Below are 16,246 nucleotides of genomic sequence, written 5' to 3' on the forward strand. Positions count from 1 at the left end.
TTAGCGATCCGCCAGCTTGCACCCCGGCTGCGGCGCGATCTGGCCGAGCGCGCGGACCGTGACGAGTTCGTTCCCCTGCGTCCTGGCGATGAACATGTTCATCGTCGCATAGTGGTTCCGGTCGATCGTCACCGGCCCGGTCGGCGATGCGAAGACCAGCCCCGCCATCGCGTCGATGATGGCTTCCTTGTCGACCTTGCCGGCCTTCTCGATCGCTGCCTTGAGCGCGATCAGCGTGTTGTAGTGGGTCATGACATAGTTCGACACCAGGACGTCGGCGCCGGCCTCAGAGCGAACCTTGCCGACGAAGGCCTTGATGGCGGGATCGTCGCTGGTGGCGACCGAAGGCACCGCCGTATACATGTTCTGGCCTTTGCCGCGGAAAATGCCGAGATCGATTTCGGACAACCCGAGGAATGCGACCGTGGTTTCCCTGAACAACCCCTGCTCGTCGGCCTGCCGGATGAAATCGATGCCGTCGCCTTTCAGCGCGAACAGCAGCACCTTCGGTTTGACCGCCGCCACCTGCGCGATCAGCGGGGTGAAATCCGTCTCGGTGCCCAGCGTATATTGCGTGCCGACGACCTTGCCGCCGAGCTTCTCAATCAGCGGTTTTGCGATATCGAACATCTGGTGCGGCCAGACCCGGTCGGCGCCCAGCAGAAAATACGTATTGCCGAAGGTCTGGTTCATGTAGGGCAGTAATTGGCCCATGTCCTGGTTGGGCACGGTCGAGAACGAGAAGACATAACGGCTGCACTTGCCGCCTTCAAAATTGGTGGCGTAGAGCAGCGGTGTCTTCAGGTTCTCGGCGATTGGCACGATCGCATTCAGGTTCGCCGAGGTGACGGGGCCGACTACCGCGACAACGCCATCGGCGAGCAACTTGCGCATCGCGTCCTCGGCGGAGGGCGGCCTCGTCTTGTCGTCGGCGTAAATCACTTCAATCGGTCTGCCGAGAACACCTCCCGCCGCGTTGATCTCCTTGGCCGCGAGGTCGAGCCCGAGCTTGGCCTGCTGGCCGTAAAGCTCAACGCCGCCGGAAAACGGCAGCACCGCGCCGATGCGGATCGGTTCGGCGGCATCGGCGCCTGTTGAAGGGCTGAAGCCTACGCCACATACCAGCAGCGCGAGCGCCATGCGTTTGATCGACCGCAACGCCATACGCGTCCCCTCCGCAACCGAGAATCGGTTGCGGACGAGCCTACAAGGGATTTGTTAGGCGTGCAGCCGCACGAACTCAGGCGGCGGCGAGCGACCGGCGCGTGAATTCACTTGCTTTCAACCGGCTTACCAGCGCCGAAAGTTCCTCGACCTCTCCCGACGTCAGGTCGGTCAGCGGCGAGCGCACCGGGCCGGAATCGCGACCGATCACTTTCATCCCGGCCTTGATCATCGAGACCGCATACCCGCGCTTGCGGTTGCGGATCGCGAGCAGCGGCATGATGAAATCGCGCAAGCCCGCCTGGACGGTCTCGCGGTCGCGCCGCCGCACGGCCGCGTAGAATTTGGTCGAGAACTCAGGCACGAAGTTGAACACGGCGGAGGAATAGGTCGTGACGCCCATTTCGAGATAAGGCAGCGCGAAGGTTTCGGCCGTCGGCAATCCGCCGACATAGGTCAGCCGGTCCCCCATGCGCAGATAGATCCGCGTCATCTGTTCGATGTCGCCGACGCCGTCCTTGAACCCGACAAGGTTCGGGCAGCGTTCGCAAAGTCTTGCGATCGTGTCCTCGGTAAGGATGGCGTTGTCGCGGTTGTAGACGATGACGCCAAGGCTGGTCGCCTTGCACACCGCCTCGACATGATGAGCCAGCCCCGCCTGCTCGCTGAAAACCAGGTAAGGCGGCAGCAGCAGGATGCCGTCCGCACCGGCGTGCTCGACAGCGGCGGCAAGTTCCGTCGCCATCGCCGTGCCGTAACCGACGCCGGCCAGTACCGGCACGCGGCCGGCGGTCTGCTGCACGGCGGTTGCCACGACGTCGACCACTTCCGCCGGCGTCAGCGAGAAGAATTCGCCGGTGCCGCCGGCCGCGAACAGACCGGCCACCTCATAGCTGCACAGCCAGTCGAGATTCGAGCGATAGCGCGCGGCGTCAAATTTGTTGGCTGCGTCGAACGGCGTGACGGGAAACGACAGCAGCCCGTTGCCGATCGTCAGTGCCATTTCCTTCGGGGTCATTCTGCTCATCGCTGCGATCCTCGCTGTGAAGACCTCAGGAGTAGACCGGGACTGATGCCGCCGCAGACCAATTGCTGGATCGAATGATCCATTGATTGGATGGTTCAGGCGCCGGCAAGATCGCGGGCGATCGCCGCGATCACCGGCAACAGCGGATTGTCGTTGTCGTCCCGCCAGACGAAGTAGAGTTCGGCCGCCCGCTGCTGGTCGTCCGCCAGCGGACGCAGGGCGACGCCCCTGAACTGCAGTTTCTCGGCCGCTTCCGGCACCAGGGCGACGCCGACGCCGGCTTGCACGATGGCCAGGATCGAATGGATCTGCGCGAGGTGCTGGACATAGACCGGCGCCAATGCTGCGCGCGAGAAAAGCTCCACCAGCAGGTCATGGAAGTAACGGGCTTCATAGGGAGCATATGTGATGAACGGTTCGGCCGCGAGATCCCTGAGATCAATCGTCGTCGCCCCGGCGAGCTTGTGCCCGGCCGGCACCGCCGCGATCATCCGTTCGGCCTTGACCCGGAAAAACTGCAGGCCGGTGCGCGGGATCGGCGGCCGCAACAGGCCGATATCGATTTCGCCGGCACCGAGACGCTTGAGCTGGTCGCCGCTGACCATTTCCTTGAGGATCAGCTCGACGTCAGGCAATTGCTGACGGCAGGCCGCGACCAGCTCGGGGACATAGCTGTAGGAAGACGCGGCGGTGAAGCCGATATTGACCGAGCCGGCCTTGCCTTCCGCCACGCGCCTCGCCAACAAGGCCGCGCTTTCGGTGAGCTTCAGGATCAGCCGCGCCTCAGTCAGGAAGCTTTGTCCGGCCGGTGTCAGCCGGACCAGGCGATTGCCGCGCTGAAGCAGTTTTACACCCAGTATCCGTTCGAGAATCTGGATTTGCCGGCTCAGCGGTGGTTGCGTCATGTTCAGCCGGGCAGCGGCGCGGCCGAAATGCAGTTCCTCCGCCACGGCCACGAAGCAGCGCACCTGACTCAGTTCGAACATCCCACTCCCTTTATTCATTGCCGCATACCGGCTCCCAGTTCGCTAGCCTAGCGCATGTCCGCGATTTGATCCAAAATTGGTATCGGACCATCCTCATTCTAGTTCGCTATTGGATCGGTCATCGCCTATCGTGCCATTAGCGCGGCCAAAGACCGCGATGCGCGACGCCGCAGGCGCTTGCGCGAATTCGACCGGAGGAAAAACCATGCTTCCACGTTTCGGGCGCCGCGCCGCCCTCGCCGCCGCCGCAGCCATCCTGCTCAGCCAACTGCCCGGCGCTGCATACGCCCAAAACTTCGACCGGCCGGTGCGCATCATCGTGCCGTTCGCGCCCGGCGGAACCTCCGACATCCTGGCGCGGCTGATCAGCCCGAAACTGTCGGCGGCGATCGGCCAGAGCGTGGTGATCGAGAACAAGCCCGGCGCGTCCGGCAATCTCGGCGCCGACACCGTCGCCAAGGCGACGCCTGACGGCACGACGTTGCTGCTGACGGATCTCGGATCGCTCACGACGGCGCCCAGCCTGTTTTCGAACCTGACCTATAGTCTCGAAAAGGACCTCGCCCCCGTCACGATGGTGATGTTCGGCCCCTATGTGCTGGCCGTGCATGAATCGATCCCGGTCAAGACGGCGGCGGAACTGATTGCCTATGCCAAGGCCAATCCCGGCAAACTCGCCGTCGCCAACTCCGGCGTCGGCGGCGCCAATCACATCACCGCCGTGGTGATGCAGAAGGAACTCGGCATCCAGTTCAAGCACGTACCTTACAAGGGCGGTGCTGCGGCCACCCGCGCCGTCGTTGCCGGCGAGAGCGGCGCCCTCATCAATGGCGCGTCGGCCACCCTTCCCTTCGTGAATAACAAGCAGTTGATCGGCCTCGCGGTCACCGGCGAGAACCGCGTCCCCTCCGCGCCGGACGTGCCGACGTTCAAGGAAGCCAAGCTGCCCGGCGGCGAGTTCGGCACCTGGCAAGGCATCGTCGTGGCCAGCGGTACGCCGCCGGCAGTGATTGCACGACTCAATGCCGAGATCGGCAAGATACTGGAGACACCCGAGATCAAGGCCAAGATCGCCGAACAGGGCGGCGAAGTCCGCGCCGGCAGCACGGATGCGATGGCGACCTGGCTGAAGGATTCAACAAAGCGTTGGGGCGACATCATTCGCGAAGCCGGCATCAAGGGCGAATGACGCCATCGATAGGTGCGATGCGAGGCTTGCGATGAACGCCCGCCGAACGGATTGGCAGGACCTGCTCTTCGGCCTGTTCCTGATCGTTGTCGCTGCAATCGCGCTGGCGGCGACGCGCACCTTGTCGGGCGGCAATGCCGCCGACATGGGGCCGGGCTACATGCCGCGCGCCATCGCCATCATGCTACTGGGCTTCGGGCTCTGGTTCAGTGTCCGCGGGCTCCGCCGCCCCTTTGTCGGGATCGCGCCGGTCCGGCTGCAGCCCCTGCTCGCGATCACGGCATCCGTTGCCGTGTTCGCACTGACAGCAACGCGCTTCGGCCTTGCGCTGTCGTCCTTTGCCGCGATCCTGATCGCAAGCCTGGCGACGCGGGAAGCGCGGCCGATCGAAACCCTGCTGTTCGCGCTGGGGCTCTCGGCGGCCGCGGTGCTGCTCTTCGTCAAGGCGTTGGCCTTGCCGGTGCCGATCTGGCCTGGAGCATGGTTCTGACATGGAGCTTTTCGACAATCTGCTGATGGGGCTCTCTACCGCCCTGCAGCTGAACAATCTGCTGTTCTGCCTGATCGGCGTCGTCATCGGCACCGCGATCGGCGTGCTGCCCGGCATCGGGCCGATCCCGGCGGTCGCGCTGCTGCTGCCGTTCACCTTCGGCCTGTCGCCACCATCCGCCATGATCATGCTGGCCGGCATCTTCTACGGCGCGCAATATGGCGGCTCGACCACGGCCATCCTCGTCAACGTGCCCGGCGAAACGTCTTCGGTCGTCACCTGCCTCGACGGCCACGAGATGGCCAAACAGGGCAAGGCCGGGACCGCGCTCGCGATCGCCGCGATCTCGTCGTTCTTTGCCGGCACGGTAGCTACGGTCGTCATCGCCGTGCTCAGCCTGCCGCTGGCGGCGCTGGCGCTGAAATTCACTGCTGTCGAATATTTCAGCCTGCTCGTCCTCGGTTTGATCGCCGCCGTCGTGCTCGCGCACGGCTCCGTCGCCAAGTCGCTCGCGATGGTGCTGCTCGGCATCCTGCTCGGCCTCGTCGGCATCGACGTCAATTCTGGCGCGCCGCGGATGACCTTCGGGATCCCCGAGATCTCCGACGGACTCGACTTCGTGCCGGTCGCGATGGGGTTGTTCGGCCTTGGCGAGATCATCGCCAACCTCGAGCGCCCGGCGACGATGCGCGTCGTCAGCCAGTCGATCCGCAGCCTGATCCCGAGTGGCGCCGATCTTCGCGCCGCCTTCCCGGCGATGGTCCGCGGCACACTGCTGGGTTCCGTCCTCGGCGTGTTGCCGGGCGGCGGGGCGGCGCTGCCGCCGTTCTCATCCTATGCGCTGGAGAAAAAGCTCGCCCGCGATCCTTCGCGCTTCGGCAAGGGCGCCATCGAGGGCGTCGCGGGGCCTGAGGCCGCCAACAATGCCGGCGCGCAGACCAGCTTCATCCCGCTATTGACGCTCGGCATCCCCGCCAATGCCCTGATGGCGCTGATGATCGGCGCGCTGATGATGCAGGGCATCCAGCCCGGGCCGCAGATCATGCGCGAGCAACCCCAACTGGTCTGGGGCGTCATCGCCAGCATGTGGGTCGGCAATTTGATGCTGCTCGTGATCAACCTGCCCCTGATCGGCGTTTGGGTCTCGATGCTCAAAATTCCTTACCGGCTGCTGTTCCCGGCAATCGTGCTGTTCTGCTGCATCGGCACCTTCGGCATCGCGAACAATCTGTTCAACGTCTGGCTGATGCTCGGCTGCGCGGTGATCGGCTACTTCTTCATCAAGGTGGGCGTCGAGCCCGCGCCGCTGCTGCTCGGGCTCGTGCTCGGCCCGCAGCTTGAAGAAAATTTCCGGCGCGCGATGCTGCTGGCGGACGGCGATTTTTCGGTCTTCCTGCGCCGACCGATCAGCGCCACGCTGCTCGCCCTGGTCGCGGTGCTGTTCCTGCTGATGATATTCCCCGCGATCCGGCGCAGCCGCCAGGAGGCGCTGGCGGAGTGACCGCAACATCACTCATTTCTCGCCTCATTTCTTGCCTTGCGGATAGATCGTCTCGCCGCGCTTGAGCATCGCGACGAACGTCTCGACCTTCTTCTTCCGTCCGGCTTCGGTTTTCATGTTGTGGGTCCGAAACGCCAGCGCGAAGCGGTTCTGCGCGCTGAGTTTCGCCAGCATGGCCTTTGCCTTGGGCTCGGCATCGATCGCGGCCTGCAGATCATCGGGGATCTTCATGTCCTTGCTGTTATAGGCGCGCGCCCAGCGTCCGTCGGACTTGGCCGCGTCGACTTCCTTTAAGCCGTGATCGGTCATCCGGCCTTCGTCGATCAGCCGCGCGACATTATCGACGTTGATCTGACTCCAGATGCTTTTCCTCGTGCGCGGCGTATAGCGCTGCATATAGCTCTTGTCGTCAAAACCCTTGCGCTGACCATCGATCCATCCCCAGCACAGCACGACATCGATGGCCTGCTTGGGCGTGATCGATTTGAATCCTGAATCCACCTTGTGGATCTTGATCCAGATTTCGTCTTCCTTGTCGTGGTATCTGCCGAGCCATTTGTAGAAACTCACGGCGTCCTTGAATTCGCGGATCTTGTCGGGATTGATTTTAACGGGTGCCACCAGCGGACCTTTGATCGCAGAATCATTCGTAGTTGAACGCTTCTATCATCGCGCCTCAGGAACGGTGCAGCGCGCGGCCGGCCTTACTTTCCCTCGTCGATGTCGTCCAAATTGCTCCAGCCAGCACTGGCGCCAGCCGTCGCCAACTTACACATCTCCCGGCATTTCCGGCATGCCGCGCCGCTTTTCGTTTGAATTGTCTGGGGAATCGGCCCTGGCCCGTCTTTCACCGTAGCCGGCGCCCGCCTGCCGGACACGAACACGTGAATAATATATCGTATACGATTTAATCGGATACGTTGACTTTCGGGGCTTTCGGGCCTTTATAGCGCGTACGCAAATAGATCGCATCCGACCTAACTCGCAAAGGGAGAAGGACCATGACAAATGCAAGCAAGACCGCGACCCCCGCCATGAAGCTCGAGGTCGTCGTTATCCCGGTTTCCGACGTCGATCGCGCCAAGGCGTTCTACGGCAGCCTCGGCTGGCGGCTCGATGCCGACTTCGCCGACGGCAAGGACTATCGCGTTATCCAGTTCACCCCGCCCGGCTCCGACGCTTCTGTCATCTTCGGCAAGAACGTCACCGCGGCGGCCCCCGGCTCCGCAAAGGGACTCTATCTGGTCGTCTCCGACATCGAAGCCGCGCGCAAGGAATTGCAGGGTCGCGGCGTCGACGTGAGCGAAGTGTTCCATGCCGCCGACGGCGTGTTCACCGCCAAACATGAACCCTTCCTGCTCGGGCGTGATCGCGCCAGCGGCCCGGATCCGGAGCGTCGCACCTACCAGTCGTATGCTTCCTTTAGCGATCCTGATGGCAATGGCTGGCTGTTCCAGGAAGTCACCGCCCGCGCCCCCGGACGCGTCGAAGGCGACACGAATTTCTCGTCGTCGGCCGAAATCGCCAGCGCGCTTCGCCGCGCGGCGGCAGCCCATGGCGAGCACGAGAAGCGGAACGGCGGCCAGCACGATGTGAACTGGCCGGACTGGTACGCCGAGTACATCGCCAAGGAACAGGCCGGCGAGCCGCTGCCGCTGTGAGCAGCTTTTATCCCACGCGGACCGGCCGGGTCTCGGCCCGGTCCACGCGGGCTCGTGAAATTCCTCAACCCAAGGAGAATCGATATGAGCAACCATCTGATGAAGGCGATGCGAGTTGTAGCGAGCGCGGCGTTGATCACGGCAAGCGTTTTGGCGCTGCCTGCGGCGCAGGCACAGCCGTCCGGCATCACGCGAACCGACCTGCAGCGGCATGATCTCAGCATTCCCGGACGCGAGGCCGTCCAGGTGCGCGTCGATTTCGCGCCGGGTGCGGCGTTCGGCAGGCATAGCCATCCCGGCGAAGAGATCGTCAATGTGCTGGAGGGCACGCTCGAATACGAAATCGAGGGCAAGCCACCGGTCACACTCAAGGCGGGCGATGTTCTGTTCATTCCGGCCGGTACCGTTCACGCGGCCAAGAATGTCGGCAGCGTCACCGGCAGCGAGCTCGCCACCTACATCGTCGAAAAGGGCAAGCCGCTTCTGACGTTGAAGAAGTGACGGCGACGGCTTCCCACGGGGATTACTGCGATGATCGACATAGCCCTCGCCCTGGCGGCAGGACTGCTGACGGCAGCAGCGCCGTGCATCCTGCCGCTGCTTCCGATCCTGCTCGGCACGTCGATCGGCCAGCACGGCCGGTTGCGGCCAATGTTCATCGTGGGCGGTTTCGTCATCGCCTTCTCCGGCTTCGCCTTGCTGTTCAGCGCGTTCCCAACGGTGTTGGGGCTGTCGCATGACAGCTTGCGCAAGATTTCCATCGTGCTGCTCGGCGGATTCGGCGTGCTGATGCTCTGGCCGCAACCCTATGAGTGGCTTGTGGCGCGGTTGAGCGGTCTCCTCGCGCACGCGGATGGCGCCGTGCGGGCTGCCGGACCGGGCAATTTCGGCGGCCTCGTTCTCGGCCTCTCGCTCGGCGTGTTGTGGACGCCCTGCGCCGGGCCGGTGCTCGGCTCCATACTCACGCTGATCGCGACGTCGGAAGACCTCGCACGCGCCAGCGTATTGCTCGTCACTTACGCAATCGGCGCGGCCCTCCCGATATTGCTGATCGCTTATGGCGGGCAATACGCCACCACCCAGATGCGCAGGCTCGTGCCCTACACGCCTGCCCTGCAGCGCAGCTTCGGCGCGGCAGTACTGCTCGTCGCGTTCGCTTTCTACACGCAATACGACACCATCATCACGGTGTGGCTCTCGGACTTCTACCCGAACCACCAAACAGGACTATGACCATGCGCAAGCTTCTCACCGTCATTGTGCTTCTGATCGTCGGCTTCCTCGTCGTCGTGCAGTTCAGCCCGTCGCTGACCCGCGGTGAGCAAACCACATCGAGCGAGCGCCGCACCGCGCCGGAATTCGCCGGAATTTCGGCCTGGCTGAATTCTCCGCCGCTGACGCTGGAAAGCCTGCGCGGCAAGGTCGTGCTGGTGCAGTTCTGGACCTATTCCTGCATCAACTGCGTGCGCACCCTGCCCTATGTGACGAAGTGGTACGACACCTACAAGGACAAGGGTTTCGTCGTGGTCGGCATGCACACGCCTGAATTCGCCTTCGAGAGGGAGACGGCGAATGTCGAGACCGCCACCAAGCGCTTCGGTATCAAATACCCGGTTGCTCAGGACAATCAGTACCGCACCTGGCGCGCCTTCGGTAATCAGTATTGGCCGGCCGGATATCTGATCGACAGGTCCGGCACCATCGTCGCGACGCAGTTCGGCGAAGGCGGCTACCAGCAGATGGAGAACACGATCGCCCGCCTCGTCGGCGAAGCCACGCCGTCCGCGCAGGCAAGCGATCCGGATCTCGCCGGCATCGAAACGCCCGAACTCTATCTCGGGTCGGAGAAGAACGACGGCGCCATCGTGGCCTCGCAGGATTCCGCAGCCGGAGAGCGATCCTACGCGCTGCCGGACAGCGTGCCGCAAGGTCGCTTCGCGCTCGGTGGCGATTGGAAGCTGGTTGGCGACAGCGCCACCGCCTCGGCAGACGGTAGCGAGATCGTGCTCCGCTTCAACGCGCCCAAGGTCAATCTGGTCGCGGGAAGCGCGTTGCCGCAAGCGATCTCCGTCACCGTGGACGGCACGGCGCAACCGCCGGTCACCATCGATGGAAGCCGGCTTTATCCTCTCTACAGCGGCAGCAGCGGCGAGCATGTGTTGCGCCTGAAAGTGCCCAAGGCCGGCCTGAGCGCTTACACCTTCACGTTCGGTTGACCGGTTAGGTTCGGCCGCGCGCCGCTGGCGCAGGCCTGTTCGACGCAGCGGCTGGCGCGGAGGATTTTCTCCTCGCTGAACATCGGCCCCACGATCTGCAGGCCGATCGGCAAGCCTTCGACAAAACCACACGGCACCGAGGCCGCGGGCTGGCGGGTGAGATTGAACGGCCACGTCAATGGCGTCCAATCGAACCACTGGGGAAAGCGCGCCGAATCGGGCGTGTCGATGCCGGCGGCGAAGGCGGTGATGGGAATGGTCGGCGTCAGCAAGAGATCGTAGTGCTGATGGAAGTGATGCATCTGCTGGCTGAGCGTGCGCATGTCGGCATAGGCCGCCTGCAATTCGCTCGCCGAAATATCCTGGGCGGCGATGACCAGTCGCAGCAGGCCAGGATCGAGCGCCGCCAGTTGCGCGCCGTCGAAATCGCGCACCACAGCGGCATGCGATGCGCCCCAGATCACTTCCAGTGCAGGCTGCGCAGCTGACAGATCCAGATCAATGCTCTTCACGTCGGCGCCGGCCTTCACCAGTGCGTCGATGGCCGGCTGCATGCCGGCGACGACTGCAGGCTCGGTGACCGGGAAGCCGAGATCGGGCGACCATGCGATTTTCATTCCCGCCACCCCCTGGTCGAGGCCGTCGAGATAGTCGATGCCGCGATAGGGAATGGCGAAGGAATCCCGCGCATCGGGGCGCGTCAGCACGTTCAGCAGCAGCGCGCTGTCGGCGACGTCGCGCGACAGGCCGCCATAGACCGCGAGCGTTCCCATCGGCCCCAGCAAATTCGGCACCACGCCGTAGCTCGGCTTCAATCCGAACACACCGCTGAATGCGGCGGGGATGCGGATCGAGCCGCCGCCATCGCCGCCGGTGGCCAGCGGCACGACGCCCGCCGCAACCAGGGCGGCCGAGCCGCCGCTGGAGCCGCCGGGCGTGCGGGAAGTATCCCAGGGGTTGCGCGTGATGCCGGTCAGCGGGCCGTGCGTAATCCCCTTCCAGCCGAATTCCGGAGTCGTTGTCTTGCAGAAGAACACCGCGCCGGCCTCACGCAGCCGCGCGACACCCGGCGTATCTTCGGCGCTGGGCGCCGTTGCGGTCGAATGCGAGCCGATGCGCATCGGCCACCCCTTGACATGTCCGGTGTCCTTGATCGCGACCGGCACGCCGTCGAGCGGCCCCATTGGCTCACCGCGACGCCAGCGTTCCGCCGACTCTGCAGCTAATCGTCTCCCCTGCGGCTCATCCAGCAGGCACGTGGCATTGAGAGCCGGATTGACCGCATGCAGTCGCGCCAGGGTCGCTTCCAACACATCGACCGGCGACAGGTCGCCCTTGGCGAAGCGCCGGGTCATCTCGCGGGCGGAAAGCCAGTTCATATCGTCGGACATCGCGCGGGCTACTCGGCGGCTTCGCGCGCGGGGACGCTCGGCTCGATATCGCATTGCAGGATATCGGTGAAGCGGTTGAAGGCGCCACACAGGGCGATGCGCCAGGTCAGTTCGACAATCTGGGCTTCGGAGAAATGGTCGCGAAGGCGGGTAAAGATTTCGTCGCGGGTCTTGCTCCAGTTATTGTTCACCGCAACGGAATATTCGACCACGAGCTTGTCGACGGCGTCGAGTTCCGGATGGTCCTTGTAGTCGAGCAGCCGTTCGGCGCCCGCTTCCGATACGCCCTGGATCGCCAGTTTCGGCGCGTGGTGCGAAACGCAATAGTCGCACTTGTTCAACAGGGACACCGCGACCAGCGCGATCTCCAGATGCCGTTTCGACAAGGTGCCGCTCTCGGCGAGATCAACCAGCAGCGACCACGTATGCTTGAAGATCGGCGGCCGGTGCGCCATCACACCCGCCTGGTTCTCGAACGCGCCATAGGTCGTCATCTTGTCCCACAGCGGCTGCAACTCAGCCGGGAGATCGTTCTTGGTCTTGATCGACACGCGTGACATGGATTTATCCTTGGCCGAGGATGAGAATTGCGGTGATGTTGCCACAGACAGACAGATTTGGCGCGGCCTGCCTGGAATAGCAGGTCTGTCCGTGGTGAGTATTGTCAAACATGACTCCACCCATGCGTCGTCCCGGCGAACGCCGGGACCCATACCGCGTGGCGCCCGTTGTTGAAGAAGACCGCTAACGCCAGCGCTCCCGCCGATGGGCCGCGGAGTATCGGTCCCGGCTCAAAGGCCGGGACGATATGAGGAGAATTCCTGCTGCATATCTAGGACATGAATTCGCGTTCTCGCGGCGCATTGCGCCCGAGGTTTTTCAAGAGTTTCCGCCCCTCTCCAATCCGAGGGCGCAGGGAAGACCGGGTGCGCGCTGCACCCGCGGTCTCGTGTGCAATTGTGCAACAAGAGTGCGCACAGGAGCATACAGGTCCAGCGGAGAGCATCCGGCCTTCCCTGCGCAATGGCTTTACGGCTTACTTCGTGCTCTCCTCGGTCGGGCCGAGCTCGTTGTCACCGTCATCAGTCAGAAGCCTGAGCTTTCCACCAACTTGACGCCAGCATCGGGGCGTCGGGACCACACGACTTCACCGTACGCTTCAGAGCGCTCGTCAGCCGCAACTGTTGCGTCCATCACAACCCGTCCAACGTCCGTGACGACGGCCGACGCCCTCTGAGTGGGACGGGATGGCGAGAAATATGCCCCTGATTTGCCCTTCTGGAAACGCGAAATATTTTTTATTTCGGGACTTGACGTCAATTACGAAAATCGGAAATGATTTGCCCGACGGGTTGTTTTGTCGCACCCTGCGACCCAACTTTCGGCATTGCGAGTGCGACGGGTCGCGCGAATGCGCGCCCGATGAAAGCTCCGCGACGCAATCCATCGCGCCACTCGCGAGGTTCACGCGCGCCATCGTGTGCGCTACAACAGCTCATGACCATCCGTCCCATCGTCCGCTATCCCGACCCGCGCCTTGCGCTCACCGCGCAGCGAGTGACCGCGTTCGACGGCGCGCTGCGCGAGCTGGCGACGGATATGCTCGAGACCATGCACGCCGCGCCCGGCATCGGCATCACCGCGCCGCATATCGGCGTCTCGCTTCGCGTCGTCGTGCTCGATCTCGACCCGGTCGACGGCGCACGGACCTATGTCAATCCGGAGATCGTCTGGGCCTCCCCCGAGATGATCATGCATCAGGAAGGCAGCGTCTCGATGCCCGGCGTCAACGACGACATCGAGCGACATGCCCGGTTGCGGATCAGCTATCATGACGTCGACGGCCATGCCCGAACCGAAGAATCGCAAGGCCTCCGCGCGGTCTGCCATCAGCATGAGATCGATCAGCTCAACGGGATTTTCTGGATCAGGCGGCTGTCCCGGCTGAAGCGCGAGCGGCTGATCAAGCGGTTTGAGAAAGTGTCGCGGGGTTGAGGAGCGATCAGTCGCCGGCCGCAATGACAGAACGTATTGCGCCGACCAATCTGGATTAATTGAAATTTGTACCAATATTCCTATGTCCACATGTAACGAGGTGCCTGCAGTGAAAATGGTGGTCTTGGGAGCAACGGGAACGACCGGCGGGCTCGTCGTGGACGAGGCGCTGGCGGCCGGGCATGACGTGACCGCCTTTGTCCGCAACGCCGGGGCGGTCACGCCGCGTCAACGGCTCACGGTCGTCAGCGGTTCGATCGAGGACGAGGCCGCCATGTGCAAGGCCTTCGTGGGGGCGGATACCGTCATCTCCTGCCTCGGCGCCCGCGTTACGGTCGGTACCCTGCTCCGGGGAACCGATTTTCAACGGCGAATGCTGCCCAAGGTTATTTCGGCGATCAATCAGGCGGGAGTGAAGCGCTTCGTCCTTATGTCCTCCTTCGGTGTTGGCGAAACGGCGGCGAAGGCGTCGCTGCTTCCCAGGATTCTGTTCTACTACTTCATCGCCAAGAGGCTGTTCGACGACAAATCCATTGCCGAGCAGGCGCTCTCCCGTTGCGAAGCGAACTGGACCGCGGTCTATCCAGTGAGCCTGTGGAAGGGACCGCCCGATCCCGCCTGGGATCTCGTGGCACTGAACAAGGTGCGCAACGTTCCGGGTCTTCCCAAACTGGCCTTCGCCACCGTCGCGAAAGTGCTGGTCGCTTTGGCCTCCGACCAGACCCAGGCCGGTCAGAAACTGCTGCAGACCGTGCCGGGCGGATGGCGCTGACAGGCTGGCGCGTCGCTGGCTTGCTGCGCCGATCTGCATTGCTGATTGCGGTGACACGGCGCTTTTCTCGTTGCGATACGCCGCCATCCAATCAGGCAGACTGCGGAACGCGCGCGATGACCTTGATCTCGAAATCGAAGCCAGCCAGCCAGTTCACGCCCACCGCGGTCCAGTTCGGATAAGGCGCCTCGCCGATCGCCTTCAGCCGGATCGGGCCAATCGTCTCCCACTGCCTGGCCGGGTCGGTGTGGAAGGTGGTGACGTCGACGACGTCGTCGAAGGTACAGCCGGCGGCCTTCAGCACGGCGGCGAGATTGTCGAAGGCGAGCTGGACCTGCTTTTCGAACACCGGCTCGGGCGAGCCGTCATCGCGGCTGCCGACCTGGCCGGAGACGAACAGCAGGTCGCCGGAGCGGATCGCCGCCGAATAGCGGTTGATTTCGTATAGCGCCTGCCGGCCGGCAGGGAAGATCGCGTCGCGCTTGGCCATCGGTTCACTCCATTCGAACAGGCAAGACCCGGCCGCAACGGTCGCGGCCGGCGGGAGCATTGATATACGCCCCGTATGCCGCTATATCTGTTCATACGCGCCGTATGTCAATGGCATACGCGGCGTATGTTTTTTGATGGGAGTTGGCTTTGGTCGCAAAGCGACGGGCGCAGATGGTGGAGAAGACCCGGGCCAAGCTCATCAGGGCCGCCCGCAAGGCGTTTGCGGCGGAGGGCTACGCGGCGGCGTCGATGGACGATCTGACCGCCAAGGCCGGCCTGACGCGCGGCGCGCTCTACCACAATTTCGGCGACAAGAAGGGCCTGCTGCAGGCGGTGATCGACCAGATCGACGCGGAAATGGTGGCGCGGATGCGCGCCGTCCAGGACCGGGCCAAGACCGCGTGGCTCGGATTTCTCGACGCCAACATCGCCTTTATCGAGATGGCGCTGGAGCCGGAGATCCAGCGCATCATGCTGCTGGACGGGCCGGCCGTGCTCGGCGATCCCTCGCGATGGCCGAACCAGAACGAGTGCCTGCGCACCACGACGCAAACCATCCAGGCGCTGATCGATGCGAAAACGGTCAGGCCGGTGGATGCGGAAGCGGCCGCCCGGCTGCTCAATGGCGCCGCGCTCAGCGCCGCGCTGTGGATTGCCGCGGCCGACGATCCCCGCGCCGTTCTTGCCAAGGCAGTCGCGGCGTTCCGGCATCTTGCGGTCGGATTGCTGCAGATCGAGCAATGACGTCGCAATAGTCACAGCAACTTCACCGCTGCGCCAGGCACTTCTCATAACGCCAGATTTCGAGATCGAACGGGCCGTCAACAGTATCGAGGCGGTTGACCATCGTCCGGGCGAGATACCATCCGCTCTTCTCGTAAAATTTTGCGGCGCGCGAATTGCCGATCGCACAGGCGAGCCAGGCCGTCTCGACGCCGCGCTGCGACATCTGCACCTCCGCATCCGCGATCAGCGTGGCCGCGACACCCGTGCCGCGCGATGCCGATGTGACGTAGAACTGATTGAGTTCATCGCCCTTCAGCATCGCAAAGCCCAATGGCGCGCCTTGCGGGCCGATGACCCGCACATCGGCAAGCGCGGCGGACATCCGTTCGGCAAAATCTTCAAACGTGCGCGCACGCGCCAGCGCCGGCGGCAGGATCGCCGCGTGGGCATCCTGCCAGCCGTCATACCACAGGCGCGTCAGCACGCTGGTTTCGGAGGGGTCGGCGGGTCTTGGCTTCATCGCGTCAATATTATCCTCAGTCATATCGGTTGGAAACCTCATCAATCCGACGGCGAAGTTGACTCCGCCGGCGACAAAAGCAATACTTCGCTACATGGTGAAGTATCAAGCGTCCC

18 protein-coding genes are annotated in these 16,246 nt (G+C 63.5%); 10 read left to right on the forward strand and 8 right to left on the reverse strand.

Features of this window, described 5'->3' with window-relative positions:
* The 3 genes from JQ597_RS14135 to JQ597_RS14145 form a co-directional block, all read right to left on the reverse strand.
* A complete protein-coding gene (locus JQ597_RS14135; RefSeq protein ID WP_212264871.1) occupies nucleotides 1-1,164 on the reverse strand; it encodes a substrate-binding protein in 1,164 nt (387 codons plus the stop codon).
* A gap of 76 nt (nucleotides 1,165-1,240) precedes the next feature.
* Entirely contained in the window at nucleotides 1,241-2,191 is a 951-nt protein-coding gene (gene kdgD / locus JQ597_RS14140; RefSeq protein ID WP_212264872.1) for a 5-dehydro-4-deoxyglucarate dehydratase, read from the reverse strand.
* Nucleotides 2,192-2,286: 95 nt separating this feature from the next.
* On the reverse strand, nucleotides 2,287-3,177 hold the full coding sequence (locus tag JQ597_RS14145) for a LysR family transcriptional regulator (RefSeq protein ID WP_212264873.1): 891 nt from the start codon (nucleotides 3,175-3,177) through the stop codon (nucleotides 2,287-2,289).
* Between the two features lie 205 nt (nucleotides 3,178-3,382).
* Between JQ597_RS14145 and JQ597_RS14150 the strand changes: the two genes are divergently transcribed.
* The 3 genes from JQ597_RS14150 to JQ597_RS14160 are packed head-to-tail and all read left to right on the forward strand — an operon-like array spanning nucleotide 3,383 to nucleotide 6,357.
* On the forward strand, nucleotides 3,383-4,366 hold the full coding sequence (locus JQ597_RS14150; RefSeq protein ID WP_212264874.1) for a Bug family tripartite tricarboxylate transporter substrate binding protein: 984 nt from the start codon (nucleotides 3,383-3,385) through the stop codon (nucleotides 4,364-4,366).
* Between the two features lie 31 nt (nucleotides 4,367-4,397).
* Nucleotides 4,398-4,856, forward strand: coding sequence for a tripartite tricarboxylate transporter TctB family protein (locus tag JQ597_RS14155; RefSeq protein WP_212264875.1), 459 nt, complete (start codon nucleotides 4,398-4,400; stop codon nucleotides 4,854-4,856).
* A 1-nt stretch (nucleotide 4,857) separates the two neighbouring features.
* Nucleotides 4,858-6,357, forward strand: a complete 1,500-nt coding sequence (locus JQ597_RS14160) for a tripartite tricarboxylate transporter permease (protein WP_212264876.1) — start codon at nucleotides 4,858-4,860, stop codon at nucleotides 6,355-6,357.
* A gap of 24 nt (nucleotides 6,358-6,381) precedes the next feature.
* Here the strand turns inward: JQ597_RS14160 and JQ597_RS14165 are convergent, their stop codons facing one another.
* Nucleotides 6,382-6,978: a YdeI/OmpD-associated family protein gene (locus JQ597_RS14165; RefSeq protein ID WP_212264877.1), complete on the reverse strand. Its 597-nt coding sequence runs from the start codon at nucleotides 6,976-6,978 to the stop codon at nucleotides 6,382-6,384.
* 380 nt (nucleotides 6,979-7,358) lie between these two features.
* Between JQ597_RS14165 and JQ597_RS14170 the strand changes: the two genes are divergently transcribed.
* The 4 genes from JQ597_RS14170 (at nucleotide 7,359) to JQ597_RS14185 (ending at nucleotide 10,234) form a co-directional block, all read left to right on the forward strand.
* The gene (locus tag JQ597_RS14170) at nucleotides 7,359-8,018 is read left to right on the forward strand and encodes a VOC family protein (protein ID WP_212264878.1); all 660 of its coding nucleotides are present in this window, start codon (nucleotides 7,359-7,361) and stop codon (nucleotides 8,016-8,018) included.
* Between the two features lie 99 nt (nucleotides 8,019-8,117).
* Entirely contained in the window at nucleotides 8,118-8,519 is a 402-nt protein-coding gene (locus JQ597_RS14175) for a cupin domain-containing protein (protein WP_212264970.1), read from the forward strand.
* A 30-nt stretch (nucleotides 8,520-8,549) separates the two neighbouring features.
* Nucleotides 8,550-9,251 (forward strand): cytochrome c biogenesis CcdA family protein, encoded by a 702-nt coding sequence (locus tag JQ597_RS14180; protein WP_212264879.1) that lies wholly within the window; start codon nucleotides 8,550-8,552, stop codon nucleotides 9,249-9,251.
* 2 nt (nucleotides 9,252-9,253) lie between these two features.
* Nucleotides 9,254-10,234: a thioredoxin family protein gene (locus JQ597_RS14185; protein ID WP_249147846.1), complete on the forward strand. Its 981-nt coding sequence runs from the start codon at nucleotides 9,254-9,256 to the stop codon at nucleotides 10,232-10,234.
* Here JQ597_RS14185 and JQ597_RS14190 read toward each other — a convergent pair.
* Nucleotides 10,213-11,625 carry an amidase gene (locus JQ597_RS14190; protein ID WP_212264881.1) on the reverse strand — a complete coding sequence of 471 codons (1,413 nt, stop codon included), beginning with the start codon at nucleotides 11,623-11,625 and terminating at the stop codon, nucleotides 10,213-10,215. The genes JQ597_RS14185 and JQ597_RS14190 overlap by 22 nt on opposite strands.
* An 8-nt stretch (nucleotides 11,626-11,633) precedes the next feature.
* A complete protein-coding gene (locus JQ597_RS14195) occupies nucleotides 11,634-12,185 on the reverse strand; it encodes a carboxymuconolactone decarboxylase family protein (RefSeq protein WP_212264882.1) in 552 nt (183 codons plus the stop codon).
* A gap of 937 nt (nucleotides 12,186-13,122) precedes the next feature.
* Here JQ597_RS14195 and JQ597_RS14200 point away from each other — a divergent pair.
* Both JQ597_RS14200 and JQ597_RS14205 read left to right on the forward strand, forming a co-directional pair.
* Nucleotides 13,123-13,620, forward strand: coding sequence for a peptide deformylase (locus JQ597_RS14200; protein WP_212264883.1), 498 nt, complete (start codon nucleotides 13,123-13,125; stop codon nucleotides 13,618-13,620).
* 115 nt (nucleotides 13,621-13,735) lie between these two features.
* Nucleotides 13,736-14,392: an NAD(P)-dependent oxidoreductase gene (locus tag JQ597_RS14205; RefSeq protein ID WP_249135743.1), complete on the forward strand. Its 657-nt coding sequence runs from the start codon at nucleotides 13,736-13,738 to the stop codon at nucleotides 14,390-14,392.
* Nucleotides 14,393-14,483: 91 nt separating this feature from the next.
* Here the strand turns inward: JQ597_RS14205 and JQ597_RS14210 are convergent, their stop codons facing one another.
* Nucleotides 14,484-14,882: a RidA family protein gene (locus tag JQ597_RS14210; RefSeq protein WP_212264885.1), complete on the reverse strand. Its 399-nt coding sequence runs from the start codon at nucleotides 14,880-14,882 to the stop codon at nucleotides 14,484-14,486.
* A gap of 149 nt (nucleotides 14,883-15,031) precedes the next feature.
* On the opposite strand from JQ597_RS14210, the gene JQ597_RS14215 reads away from it, so the two are divergent.
* Nucleotides 15,032-15,628, forward strand: a complete 597-nt coding sequence (locus JQ597_RS14215) for a TetR/AcrR family transcriptional regulator (RefSeq protein WP_249135721.1) — start codon at nucleotides 15,032-15,034, stop codon at nucleotides 15,626-15,628.
* Nucleotides 15,629-15,650: 22 nt separating this feature from the next.
* Here JQ597_RS14215 and JQ597_RS14220 read toward each other — a convergent pair whose 3' ends face one another.
* Nucleotides 15,651-16,130 (reverse strand): GNAT family N-acetyltransferase, encoded by a 480-nt coding sequence (locus JQ597_RS14220; protein ID WP_212264886.1) that lies wholly within the window; start codon nucleotides 16,128-16,130, stop codon nucleotides 15,651-15,653.
* Between the last annotated feature and the right edge of the window lie 116 nt (nucleotides 16,131-16,246).

The sequence above is a fragment of the Bradyrhizobium sp. AUGA SZCCT0177 genome, assembly GCF_018130125.1.
GTDB lineage: Bacteria > Pseudomonadota > Alphaproteobacteria > Rhizobiales > Xanthobacteraceae > Bradyrhizobium.